At 74.6% G+C, this 11877-nt stretch carries 10 protein-coding genes; 5 read left to right on the top strand and 5 right to left on the bottom strand.

The annotated features are described in order from the left end of the window. Positions 1–399: 399 nt before the first annotated feature. Positions 400–864 (top strand): MaoC family dehydratase, encoded by a 465-nt coding sequence (locus ACLIYP_RS26505; RefSeq protein ID WP_412715626.1) that lies wholly within the window; start codon positions 400–402, stop codon positions 862–864. Between the two features lie 19 nt (positions 865–883). Here ACLIYP_RS26505 and ACLIYP_RS26500 read toward each other — a convergent pair whose 3' ends face one another. Next, positions 884–1570 (bottom strand): TetR/AcrR family transcriptional regulator, encoded by a 687-nt coding sequence (locus tag ACLIYP_RS26500; RefSeq protein ID WP_412715628.1) that lies wholly within the window; start codon positions 1568–1570, stop codon positions 884–886. A gap of 173 nt (positions 1571–1743) precedes the next feature. Further along, positions 1744–2895 carry an acyl-CoA dehydrogenase family protein gene (locus ACLIYP_RS26495; RefSeq protein ID WP_412715625.1) on the bottom strand — a complete coding sequence of 384 codons (1152 nt, stop codon included), beginning with the start codon at positions 2893–2895 and terminating at the stop codon, positions 1744–1746. A 66-nt stretch (positions 2896–2961) separates the two neighbouring features. Between ACLIYP_RS26495 and ACLIYP_RS26490 the strand changes: the two genes are divergently transcribed. Then, positions 2962–3633: a TetR/AcrR family transcriptional regulator gene (locus ACLIYP_RS26490; protein WP_412715624.1), complete on the top strand. Its 672-nt coding sequence runs from the start codon at positions 2962–2964 to the stop codon at positions 3631–3633. Here the strand turns inward: ACLIYP_RS26490 and ACLIYP_RS26485 are convergent. The 3 genes from ACLIYP_RS26485 to ACLIYP_RS26475 all read right to left on the bottom strand — a co-directional run bounded on the left by ACLIYP_RS26485 (position 3630) and on the right by ACLIYP_RS26475 (position 8649). Further along, positions 3630–4712, bottom strand: coding sequence for a Zn-dependent alcohol dehydrogenase (locus ACLIYP_RS26485; RefSeq protein WP_412715623.1), 1083 nt, complete (start codon positions 4710–4712; stop codon positions 3630–3632). The genes ACLIYP_RS26490 and ACLIYP_RS26485 overlap by 4 nt on opposite strands. Positions 4713–4777: 65 nt before the next feature. Continuing rightward, positions 4778–6196: an aldehyde dehydrogenase family protein gene (locus ACLIYP_RS26480; RefSeq protein ID WP_412715622.1), complete on the bottom strand. Its 1419-nt coding sequence runs from the start codon at positions 6194–6196 to the stop codon at positions 4778–4780. Positions 6197–6252: 56 nt separating this feature from the next. Next, entirely contained in the window at positions 6253–8649 is a 2397-nt protein-coding gene (locus ACLIYP_RS26475; RefSeq protein WP_412715621.1) for a molybdopterin-dependent oxidoreductase, read from the bottom strand. Positions 8650–8862: 213 nt separating this feature from the next. On the opposite strand from ACLIYP_RS26475, the gene hmgA reads away from it, so the two are divergent. The 3 genes from hmgA to ACLIYP_RS26460 form a co-directional block, all read left to right on the top strand. After that, positions 8863–10203: a homogentisate 1,2-dioxygenase gene (hmgA, locus tag ACLIYP_RS26470; protein ID WP_412715620.1), complete on the top strand. Its 1341-nt coding sequence runs from the start codon at positions 8863–8865 to the stop codon at positions 10201–10203. A 131-nt stretch (positions 10204–10334) separates the two neighbouring features. Beyond that, positions 10335–11084 carry a GntR family transcriptional regulator gene (locus ACLIYP_RS26465; protein ID WP_093662903.1) on the top strand — a complete coding sequence of 250 codons (750 nt, stop codon included), beginning with the start codon at positions 10335–10337 and terminating at the stop codon, positions 11082–11084. A gap of 116 nt (positions 11085–11200) precedes the next feature. Further along, positions 11201–11877, top strand: a 677-nt coding sequence (locus ACLIYP_RS26460) for a type ISP restriction/modification enzyme (protein ID WP_412715627.1), incomplete at its 3' end; no start/stop codon positions are given.

The raw sequence follows: 11877 nt of genomic DNA, 5'->3' as shown, positions 1-11877 counted from the left end.
CGGCGGCTGGTCGCCGAGGCGGAGGCGCGCGAGGCCCGGCGTGCGGCGCAGGCGATGCACAGCGCCGAGCAGGCCCCGCGGGCGCGGCGGCCGGGAGCGGTGGCGCACGGTCGCGCGGGGAGGATGGCGGTCAGCGGCTGACGGCCAAGACCGCGTCCGGCTCGGGCGGCCCTGGTGGAGCATGACGCGTCACGGCGGGTCCCGGATCTCCCGGGGCCCGCCGTGACGCGTCGTAAGTGTGCGGACGTAAGCGTGCGGGCGTACGGGAGGGAGGCGGGGCCGGCCGTTGACATGTCCGATGCCCCCGACCATGCTGAGCAAGCGCTTAGTAGCGGGTGCCGACACCACGGGCACCACGGACACCACTGACACCACGCACGGTTGGGGAGGCGAGCTTCGATGGCGGAGCCCCGGGTTTTCACATCGGTCGACGAGCTGAAGGCTGCGGTCGGCGAGGAGTTGGGCACCAGTGACTGGCTGGAGGTCGACCAGAAGCGGATCGACCTGTTCGCGGACGCGACCGGCGACCACCAGTGGATCCACGTCGACCCGGAGAAGGCCGCCGCCGGCCCGTTCGGCACGACCATCGCGCACGGCTATCTGACGCTCTCGCTGCTGCCGGTGCTGGTGCCGCAGCTGATCCGCGTGGAGGGCGTGCGCATGGGCATCAACTACGGTGTGAACAAGGTCCGCTTCCCCTCCCCCCTGCCGGTCGGCTCGCGGGTGCGCGCGACCGCGCGGATCACGGAGGTCTCCGAGGTGGGCGAGGGCTGTGTCCAGTTCGCCTCACTGGTGACGGTCGAGCGGGAGGGCGGGGAGAAGCCGGTGTGCGTCGCGGAGAGCGTCGTGCGCTACTACCTGTGACGCCCGCGGCCCGCGGGGCTCACGCGTCCCGGTCCGCCCCGCCGGCGGTTTCCGCGGCGGGGGCGGCCGGGGCGCCGACCATCCTCAGCACCAGTCCGGCGTAGAGCTCGCCGATCTCCTCGGGGGTGCGCGTGCCGCCGGAGCGGAACCAGCGGGCGACGTCGATGCAGAGCGAGAGCACGGCCAGCGCCGTGCCCCGGATGTCGGGGACGGTGAAGTCCCCGGCGGCCACCCCGTCCTCCAGGATGCCGCGCAGGATCTCCTCGCTGCGCCGCCGCAGGGCGACGATCTCGGCGTAGTGCTCCTCGGCCAGCGCGTTCAGCTCGTACTGCACCACCCGGGCCGTGGTGTGGCGCTCGGCGTGCCAGCGGACGAAGGCCCGCACCGCGGCGGCGAGCCGGTCGGCGGGGGTCACGGCACTGTTGCCGGCCTCGGTGAGGATGCGCACCGAGCGCTCGTGGCCGACCCGGCTGATCTGGTAGAGCAGTTCCTCCTTGGTGCGGTAGTGGATGTAGAGGGCGGCGGGGCTCATCCCGGCGCGGGAGGCGATGTCCCGGGTGGTGGTGGCGTGGAAGCCGCGCTCGGCGAAGGCCTCGACGGCCGCCAGCAGCAGCCTGCGGGCGGCTTCGGGGGCCACCTCGCCCCAGGAGTCGTCCGGCTCCCCGGCACCGTCCGCGTCGCCCCGGGCGTCTTCCGCGGCGTTCACGGCGTCCACGGCGTCCACGGCGTCTCCGGACTCCGCGGCCTCCACGGACTCCGCTCCCGTCTCCGCAGCCATCAGCACCTCGCCCGTTAGTCCCACCGGGCGAACACCATACAACGGTTGCTGAGCAGCCGCTTAGGCAGCGGCCGCCCGGGAAGCGTGCGACGCGGAGGCCCTCAGAAGGCCGACACCCCGGTCAGCGAGCGGCCGATGAGCAGTTTGTGGATCTGGCTGGTGCCCTCGTACAGGGTCATCACGCGGGCGTCGCGCAGCAGCTTGCCGACGGGGTACTCGTCGATGTAGCCGTAGCCGCCGAAGACCTGAAGGGCGTTGTTGGCGGCGCGCACCGCGGCCTCGGAGGCGTAGAGCTTGGCGACGGAGGACTCGGTGGCGAAGGGCAGGCCCCGGTCTATGTGGTCGGCCACGCGCCAGGTCAGCAGCCGGGCGGCGTCGACGTCCACGGAGATGTCGCTGATCAGCTCCTGGACGAGCTGGTGGCGGGCGATGGGCTTGCCGAACTGCTCGCGCTCGGCGGCGTAGGAGACGGCCGCGTCCAGCGCCGCCTGGGCGATGCCGACGCAGCCGGCCGCCACCGACATGCGCCCCTTGGCGAGGGCGGACATGGCGACGGAGAATCCCTTGCCCTCTTCGGCGATGCGGCAGCCGTCGGGGACGCGGACGCCGTCGAGCACCAGCTCGGCGGTGGCCTGGCCGCGCAGGCCGAGCTTGCCGTGGATCTCCCGGCGGGTCAGGCCGGGGGTGTCGGTGGGGACGAGGAAGGCGGTGATCCCCTTGTGGCCGGGCTCGGTGCCGGTACGGGCGAAGAGCAGCACCACGTCGGCCCAGGTGCCGTTGGTGATGAACATCTTGGCGCCGTCGATGATCCAGTCGCCGCCGTCGCGGCGGGCGCGGGTGGCGAGGTTGGCGGCGTCGGAGCCGGTGCCGGGCTCGGTCAGGCCGAAGCAGCCGATCGCCTCGCCGGCGCACAGGGCCGGCAGCCACCGCCGCTTCTGCTCCTCGCTCCCCCAGGCCGCGATCGACTTGGCGACCAGGCCGAGGGAGACCGACAGCACCCCGCGCACGGCGGAGTCCCCGCGCCCCAGCTCCTCGGTGACCAGGCAGTACGCCAGGTGGTCGCCGCCGGAGCCGCCGTACTCCTCGTCGACGGTCAGGCCCAGGAAGCCCAGGTCGCCCAGGGACTTCACCACGGACCGGTCGATGCTCTCGGCGCGGTCCCACTCGGCGGCGTGCGGGACGATCTCCCGGTCGACGAACTCCTTGGCGAGCTGCCGCACGGCAGCCTGCTCCTGAGACAGCTCCAGATCCATGCCCAATAAACTAGCAGCGCTAGTTGCAGCTTCACAGATGCCGGACGAGACCCGAGGATGTGATCCGTGGCACGCCCACGTACCCCCCTGCTGAGCCGCGAGCGGATCGTGGCGGCGGCGCTCGCGCTGGTGGACGGCGAGGGCCTGCCCGCGGTGTCCACCCGCAGGCTCGCCGCCGAACTGGGCGTCAGCGGCCCGTCGTTGTACAACCACTTCCGCACCAAGGACGAGATCCTGGACGCGGTGGCCGACGCGGTGTGCGCCGGTGTCGACCTGTCGATGTTCGAGGACGGCACCGACTGGCGCGAGGCGCTGGTGGCCTGGGCCCGCTCCTACCGGGCGGCGCTCAGCGCGCACCCGAACATCGTCCCGTACCTGGCGCAGGGGCCGGGCCGGCGCCCGAGCCAGCTGCGGATGGCCGACGCGGTCTACGGCGCGATGCTCGACGCCGGGTGGCCGCGCGCCCACGCCACCCGCATCGGCGCGCTGATGCGGTACTTCGTGGCCGGTTCCGCGCTGGGCTCCTTCGCCCGCGGCTTCGTCGACGACGCGGCTCTGTACGAGCGCGACTACCCGCACCTGGACCAGGCCCACCTGCTGGCCGAGCACCAGCAGCGCGTCGACGAGGGCGCCTTCGAGACGGGCCTGCGCGCCCTCGTCGACGGGCTGGCGCTCCGGTTCCCCCCGGACCGGGAGCGGGCCCGGGATGCGGAGGACGGCGAGGAGCGGACGGGTTAGAAGACCACCAGCGCCCGGCCGCCGCGTCCGGCGAGCATGGCCTCGAAGGCCGCCGGCACGTCGGCCAGGCCGATCCGGTCGGTGACCAGCGTCCCCAGGTCCAGCCGCCCGGAGCGGACGTGCCCGGCGAGGACCGGCAGGTCGCGCACGGGGTCGCAGTTGCCGTAGACGCAGCCGGACAGGGTGCGGGCGAAGTGGAAGATCTCCAGCGGAGAGAAGGAGACCTGGCTGTCCTTGCCCCCGATGCCCACCACCGAGGTGCGGCCGCCGCGCCGGGTGGAGGACCAGGCGGCGCGGATGGTCTCCGCACGGCCGACGCACTCGACGGCGGCGTCCGCGCCCAGCCCGCCGGTGATCTTCCGGATCTCCTTGGCGGTGGCTTCGGAGGAGAGCAGGAAGTCGGTGGCCCCGGCGCGGCGGGCAAGTTCCTCCTTGCCCGGGGAGACGTCCACGGCGACGATCCGCTCCGCGCCCGCGATCCGCGCCGCCTGGATCACCGCCAGACCGACCCCGCCGACGCCGAAGACGGCCAGCGACTCGCCCTCGCGCAGGCGGACACTGTGGTTGACCGCGCCGTAGCCGGTCAGGACCGCGCAGCCCAGCAGGGCCGCGTCGGCCAGCGGTACGCCGGCGGGCAGCGGCAGCACACCGCGCTCGGCGACGACCGTCTCCTCGGCGAACGCGGCCGTGCCCAGGCCCGGGTACAGGTCGCGGCCGTCGGCGGAGCGGGCGTAGGGGACGCCGCTGGCCGCGTTGGCCTCGGTGCACAGCCAGGGCTCGCCCAGCCTCGCGCAGAAGTGGCAGCTCCCGCAGGAGGGCGCCCAGTTGAGGACGACCTCGTCGCCGGGGGCGACGGTGGTCACGCCCTCGCCCACGGCGGTCACGGTGCCCGCGCCCTCGTGGCCGAGGACGGCGGGCACGGGCTGGCGCAGGGTGCCGTTGGACAGCGACAGGTCGGAGTGGCAGACCCCGGCGGCGGCGAGGCGGACCCTCACCCGGCCGGGGCCGGGCTCCGGCAGGTCGATCTCCCCCAGTTCCAGCGGGGCTTGGGCGGCGGGCAGGACTACGGCGCGGACCACGTGGCGTCTCCTCTCGCGTCCTCGGGCGGACGGGCTGCTTGCGGTGGGGCCGGACGGGAAGGTGCTCAGAACTGCAGGGACTTGGTCTGGAGGTACTCGGTCAGACCGTGCGGGCCAAGCTCCCTGCCCACGCCGGACTGCTTGTAGCCGCCGAAGGGGGCGAGCGGGTTGAACCGGCCGCCGTTGACGTCCACCTGGCCGGTCTGCAGACGGCGGGCGAAGGCGACGGCTTCCTCGTCGTCGGCGGCCCACACCGCGCCCGACAGCCCGTAGGCGGAGTCGTTGGCGATCCGGGCGGCGTCGTCGGCGTCCTCGTAGCGCAGAACGCTCAGGACCGGGCCGAAGATCTCCTCGCGGGCGATGGTCATACCGGGGGTGACGCCCGCGAAGACGGTGGGGCGCACGTAGTAGCCGCGCTCCATCCCCTCGGGGGCGTCCGCGCCGCCCGCGACGAGGGTGGCGCCCTCCTCGACGCCGGTGCGGATGTAGCCGGTGACGCGCTCGCGCTGCCCGGCGTTGACCACCGGGCCCAGGCGCGTGGCGGGGTCGGTGGGGTCGCCGGGGGTGTACTTGGCCGCCGCGGCGGCGGCGATCTCCACCGCCTCGTCGTACCGGTCGGCGTGGACCAGCATGCGGGTCCACGCGCTGCACGTCTGGCCGGCGTTGGCCATCACGTTGCCCACACCGATCTTCACGGCCTTCACCAGGTCCGCGCCGGGCAGGATGACGTTGGCGGACTTGCCGCCCAGTTCCAGCGCGACCCGCTTGACCGCGCCGCCGGCGATCGCGCCGATGCGGCGGCCGACGGCGGTGGAGCCGGTGAAGGAGACCATGTCCACGCCGTCGTGCTCGGCCAGCGCCTGCCCGGCGACCGGGCCGCGCCCGGTGACGAGGTTGAACACCCCGGCGGGCACCCCCGCCTCGGCCACGGCCTCGGCGAAGATCCGCGCGACCAGCGGGGTGTCCTCGGCGGGCTTGAGGACCACCGTGCAGCCGGCCGCCAGGGCCGGGGCCACCTTGGCGACGACCTGGTGCAGCGGGTAGTTCCAGGGGGTGATGGCGCCGACGACGCCGACCGGCTCGTGCAGTACGCGGGAGTTGCCCAGCCTCTCCTCGAAGGGGTGCTCGGCGGCGAGCCCGGCGTACGTCCCGGCGACCGTGATGGGCAGATCGGCGTGGACGGCCTGCGAGAAGGACAGCGGGGCGCCCAGCTCCGCGGTGACGGTGGCCGCGATCTCCTCGCGGCGGGCGGCCAGGGCTTCGCGCAGCGCGCCGAGCCGCGCCGCGCGCTCGGCGGGCGGTGCGGCGGCCCAGCCGGGCAGGGCCGCGCGGGCCGCCGCCACGGCCGCGTCGACGTCCTCGGCGGTGCCCGCCGGAACGGTGCCGATGATCTCCTCGGTGGCCGGATCGACGACCTCGATCGTCTCCGTGCCCGCGGCGGGGCGCCACTCTCCGTCGATGTACATGCCGTTGTGTGCCTGCATGACCCCAAACTAGCGGCGCTAGTTTGGGGTGTCAGCAGGACGGCACATGCCGTGGATCACACGGAGGACGGGGCGGGGGATCCGGCCGGGGACGGGAAGGCCGGTTCGGACTCCGCGGCGGCCTCTCCTGCGGGCGTCGCGGCGGGCGTCGCGGCGGGTGCCACCCGTACCGGGAACCCGTTGAGCACGGCCGTCCCCGACAGCGGGTCGAGCAGCCGCCCGTCCAGGAGCTGGTTGACGTTGGCCCCCGGCTCGGCGGAGGCCACGGGCGTGCGGGTGCCGGGCCGGTCGTGGCCCCAGCCGTGCGGCAGGCTGACGACCCCCGGGGCCACCTCGTCGGTCACCTCCACCGGCGCCCGTACCGCGCCCCCGTCGCCGGTGATCTCGGCCAGGGAGCCGTCGGCCAGGCCGAGCCGGGCGGCGTCGGCGGGGTGGACGTGGAGGGTGCAGCGGTTGCTTCCGCCCTTCAGGCCGGGGACGTTGTGCATCCAGCTGTTGTTGGAGCGCAGATGGCGGCGGCCGACCAGCACCAGTGCGCCGGGCTCCCCCTGGCGGTCTGCCAGGAAGCGGCGCAGCCGCGGTATGTCGGCGGCGATCGGCTCCGGGCACAGCTCGACCTTGCCGGAGGGGGTGCGCAGCACCTCGGGCAGGCGGGGGCGCAGCGGGCCCAGATCGATGCCGTGGGGGTGCTCCAGCAGCTTCGCCAGGGTCAGGCCGCCGGGGTCGGCGCCGAAGCCGTCGCCGTAGGGGCCCAGCCGCAGCATCATGTCCAGCCGCCGCTCGGGGCCGCTCTCCCCGCCCAGCAGGCGGGTCAGCTCTCCGGTGTCCCGGCCGTGGACGGGGGAGAGCGGGTCGGCGACGGCGGCGGACAGGGTGTGCTCGACGACCATGGCGTCGACCGACTCCGGGTCGGCGCCGGGCGCGCCGGAGGCGCACAGCACCAGCCGGGCCAGGATCGCGCTCTCGCTCGTCTCCCCCTCGCCCGGGGGGATCACGGGCCGGGTGTAGCGCACCTGGTTGCGGACGGCCAGGGCGTTGAAGCTGAAGTCGAAGTGCGGGGAGCGGGATGGCGGGGGCGGGGGCAGCACCACATGGGCGTGGCGGGAGGTCTCGTTGAGGTACGGGTCGACGCTGACCATGAAGTCCAGCCCGGCCAGGGCGCGTTCGAGGCGCGCGCCGTCGGGCGCGGAGAGCACCGGGTTGCCGGCGACGCAGACCAGCGCCCGTACCCGCCCCTCGCCCGGGGTGTCGATCTCCTCGGCCAGCGCGGCGGCCGGGAACTCCCCCTTGACCTCCGGGTGCCCGCTGACCCGGCTGTGTCTGCGGCCGGTGGCGAAGCCCCGGCCCGGGGCGGGCGGGCGGGGGGCGCGGGCGGTGGCCGACAGCGGGAACATCACGCCGCCGGGCCGGTCGAGGTTGCCGGTCAGCGCGCCCAGGACGTCCACCAGCCAGCTGGCCGTGGTGCCGAACTCCACGGTGGTGCTGCCGATGCGGCCGTAGACCGCGGCGCGCTCGGCGGCGGCCAGTTCGCGGGCGAGGGTGCGGATGACCTCCGGCTCGACGCCGCAGGCGCCGGAGACGGCCTCGGGGGTGAAGTCGGCCGCCAGCCGGGCCACGTCCTCCACACCGCCGAGGTGCTCCCCGGCCGCGCCGGTGTCGACCAGTTCCTCGGCGAAGAGGACCTGGACCATCGCCATCAGCAGCAGGGCGTCCCCGCCGGGCCGCACGGCCACGTGCCGGTCGGCCAGGCGCGCGGTGCGGGTGCGGCGCGGGTCGACGACGGTGAGGGTGCCGCCGCGTCTGCGCAGCGCCCTCAGTCGGCCGGGGAAGTCGGGGGCGGTGCACAGACTGCCGTTGGACTCCAGCGGGTTGGCGCCGACGACCAGCAGATGGTCGGTGCGGTCCAGGTCGGGGACGGGGATGGCCAGGGGGTCGCCGTAGAGCAGCCCGCTGGAGGCGTGCTTGGGCATCTGGTCGAGGGTGGAGGCGGTGAAGACGTTGGGGGTGCGCAGCGCCTTGACCAGCAGGGGCGGGTAGAGGGCGCCGGCGACGGTGTGGACGTTGGGGTTGCCCAGGAAGAGGGCGACGGCCCGGGGGTCGCCGTCCTCCAGGACGCGGCCCAGCCCTTCGGCGACCGCCGCGAACGCCTCCTCCCAGCTCGCCTCGCGCAGTTCGCCGTCGCGGCGGACCAGGGGGCGGGCGAGGCGGTGGGGGTCGGCGTCCAGTTCGCCGAGGAGGGCGCCCTTGGGGCAGACGAAGCCGCGGCTGAAGACGTCGTCGCGGTCGCCGCGGGCGGCGGTGATCCGCTCCCGTCCGCCGTCGTCCGGTGCGACCGTGACGACCAGTCCGCAGGTGGCCTCGCACAGCGGGCAGATCCGCGGGGCGGTGCGGGCGCCGGGGCCCGCGGCGGGGCCGGGCTCCGCGTTCGACTGCGTGGTGACACTCTCCGGCATCGGTCCCCCTGATGAGCGGCGTCCGGGTGGGCGGTGCGGTCCGGCGGCTCCATACCGACCGGCCGGTAAGGGAACCTTAGCCCCGTCGCCCCCCGGTCGCCCAGGGGTGGGAGCCGAAACGGCGGCACACCCGTCCAACGCTCGCCGTTGACGTGCGGACCCCCGAATTCCTATGGTTGACAACAGGAAACCCTGAGCACCGGGAGCGTTGCGATGAGTGGCACCACAAGCGGTTTCGAGCAGGCGCGCAAGACCGCGGAGGGGCTGGCGTACTCCTCCGGTTTCGGCAACGAACACGCCTCCGAAGCCGTTCCGGGAGCGCTCCCGGTCGGTCGCAACTCCCCCCAGCGCGCCCCCCTGGGGCTCTACGCCGAGCAGCTCAGCGGCACCGCCTTCACCGAGCCGCGCGCCCACAACCGCCGCTCGTGGCTGTACCGCGTCCGCCCCTCCGCCGCCCACCCCCGCTTCGTCCGCGCCGACGGCGGCTCCCTGCGCGGCGCCCCCTTCACCGAGACCGAGCCCGACCCCAACAGGCTGCGCTGGGACCCGCTGCCCGACCCCGCCCCCGGCACCGACTTCCTGGACGGGCTGTGGACCCTGGGCGGCAACGGCGACGCCGCCCGGCGCGAGGGCGTGGCCATCCACCTGTACGCCGCCAACGCCCCCATGGAACGCCGGGTGTTCAGCTCCGCGGACGGCGAGCTGCTGATCGTGCCCGAGCGCGGCGGCCTGCTGCTGCGCACCGAGTTCGGCCTGCTGCGCGCCGAGCCGGGCCACATCGCGCTGATCCCGCGCGGGGTCCGCTTCCGCGTCGAGCCGCTGGACGCGGTGGTGCGCGGCTACGTCTGCGAGAACATGGGCCGCCCCTTCGTCCTGCCCGACCTCGGCCCCATCGGCGCCAACGGCCTGGCAAACCCCCGCGACTTCCTCGCCCCCACCGCCGCGTACGAGGACGTGGAGGGCCAGGTGGAGGTGGTCAGCAAGTTCTGCGGCGGCCTGTGGACGGCCACCTACGACCACTCACCCCTGGACGTCGTCGCCTGGCACGGCAACCTGGTGCCCTACGTCTACGACCTGCGCCGCTTCAACGTGATCGGCAGCATCAGCTACGACCACCCCGACCCGTCGATCTTCACCGTCCTCACCTCGCCGTCGGACACCCCGGGCCTGGCGGGCGTGGACTTCGTGGTCTTCGCCCCGCGCTGGCTGGTCGGGGAGGACACCTTCCGGCCGCCGTACTTCCACCGCAACGTGATGAGCGAGTACATGGGCCTGATCGAAGGCGCCTACGACGCCAAGACGGCCGGCCCCGGCGGCTTCGTCCCCGGCGGCGGATCGCTGCACAACATGATGTCCGCCCACGGTCCGGACCGCGAGACCTTCGACCGGGCCAGCGCCGCCGAGCTGGTCCCGCAGAAGGTGGACGACGGACTGGCCTTCATGTTCGAGACCCGCTGGCCGGTGACGCTGACCGCCCAGGCGCGCGACGCCGGGCACCTCCAGCACGGCTACGACGACGTCTGGCAGGGCCTGGAGCGCCACTTCCGGGGGTGAGGGCCCGCATCCGGAGGCGATGGCGCGTACCGTGACCCACGACGTACCGCCGCACCGCCGCCGCGTCACGCCGTCGTGACGCGGCGGCCCGGCAACACCCGGCAACCCAGCCTGGCCGTCCGGAGGCCGCCTTGACCACCTTCGCTCCCGACTCGCTCGCGCTGAACCGCAAACTGCCGCTGTGGTACCAGGTCTCGCAGTCCCTGCGCGCCTCGATACTCGGCCGCTCCCCCGGCGCGCCCCTGCGCCTGCCCACCGAGGAGCGGCTCGCCGAGCACTACGGCGTCAGCGTGCTGACCATGCGCCAGGCGCTCAAGGAGCTGGAGAACGAGGGGCTGATCTCCCGGCACCGGCGGCGCGGCACCTTCATCGAGCCGAGCGCCCGCAGCGGGTCCCCCGTACGGCTGCTCGGCTCGGTGGACGCCATCGTGGCCCAGCAGTCGGGCGAGGAGACGGTGCTGCTGGGGCACGGCACCGGACCGGTCCCCGGGGAACTGGCCGAGTACTTCCCCGACCTCACCGAGGCGGTGGCCTACCGGCGGCTGCGCCGCGACCGGGAGACGGGCGAGCCGACCAACTGGGCGGAGAACCTCGTCCGCCCCGAACTGGCCGGCCGCATCGACCTGGAGGACCTGGAGCGCTGGCCCATGACGAAGGTGCTGCGCGACGCCGTGGGGGTGCGGATCAGCCGCATCACCGACACCGTCCAGGCGCGGCTGGCCGACCCGGAGACGGCCGAACTGCTCCAGGTGCCGCTGCTCAGCCCGATCCTGCACTACACCGGCGTCACCTACGACGAGAGCGGCCGGGTGGTGGACGTGGCCCGCATCCACTACCGCGGCGACCGCTTCTCCTTCTCCGTCACCGTGGAGGCGGACTGACGCCGATCCGCTTCCGTAGCATGCGTGCGGTGAGCCGTACGGGAAGGGGAACGGGGAGGGAACCGGTGGGTGCCGCAACGGGCGGCGGCGGTGAGGCCGTCCCGCTCGACGAGCTGATGCCCTGGTCGGCCCGGCCGCCGCGGCCGGGCCGGGACTGGGTGACGGCGCCGGACGACGCGTCGCTGCGGTCCCGCTGGGCCGCGCTCCTGCGGGCCTCCGGCGCCGAGCGCGAGGCGCTGTTCGTCCCCAGCCGCGCCCGCACCACCCGCACCGCCGTCCCCCAGCTCCCCGGCCCCGCCGGGAGCGCCGGCGCCCCCACCGTCCGGCTGGACCGGGAGGACGGACCGTGCCCTGAGCCGGTGCGGGTGCTGTGCGGACCGTACGACCGGCAGTGGCTGATACCGGACCACCGCCTGCTCGACGACGCACGGCCGGAGCTGTGGCGGGTCGCCGGCGACCGGCAGGTCTTCCTGGTCGAGCCCCCGGCCGCGCCCCGCTCCCCCGCCCCGGAGCCGGTCTTCACCGAACTGCTCCCGGTCGCCGCCGCGGCGTCCCGGCCCGGACGCGTACGCCCCCTCTACCGGCGCCCCGGCGGCCGTGAGCCCAACCTCGCCCCGGGCCTGGCCGGACTGCTGGCCCGGGTGCTGGGCACACCGGTGACGGCCGAGGACGTCCTGGCCTGGACGGCCGCCGCGGTACGCACCGCCCCCGCCGCCCCCGGAGGCCACGCCGTGCCGCTCACCGCGGACCGCGAGACGTGGCGGGAGGGCGTCGCGCTGGGCCGCGAGGTGCT

Origin of the sequence: Streptomyces nanhaiensis (assembly GCF_046614825.1) — a bacterium.
Classification (GTDB): Bacteria; Actinomycetota; Actinomycetes; order Streptomycetales; family Streptomycetaceae; genus Streptomyces; species Streptomyces radiopugnans.
Note: the sequence above shows the minus strand (reverse complement) of the source record. Positions and strands in the feature narration are given on the sequence as shown.

What these genes read in the sequence shown, in the direction of transcription:
- hmgA (WP_412715620.1), top strand. Translation starts at nt 8,863, where the DNA reads ATGAGTGGCACCACAAGCGGTTTCGAGCAGGCGCGCAAGACCGCGGAG.
- ACLIYP_RS26495 (WP_412715625.1), bottom strand. Translation starts at nt 2,895, where the DNA reads ATGGATCTGGAGCTGTCTCAGGAGCAGGCTGCCGTGCGGCAGCTCGCC.
- ACLIYP_RS26480 (WP_412715622.1), bottom strand. Translation starts at nt 6,196, where the DNA reads ATGCAGGCACACAACGGCATGTACATCGACGGAGAGTGGCGCCCCGCC.
- ACLIYP_RS26475 (WP_412715621.1), bottom strand. Translation starts at nt 8,649, where the DNA reads ATGCCGGAGAGTGTCACCACGCAGTCGAACGCGGAGCCCGGCCCCGCC.
- ACLIYP_RS26505 (WP_412715626.1), top strand. Translation starts at nt 400, where the DNA reads ATGGCGGAGCCCCGGGTTTTCACATCGGTCGACGAGCTGAAGGCTGCG.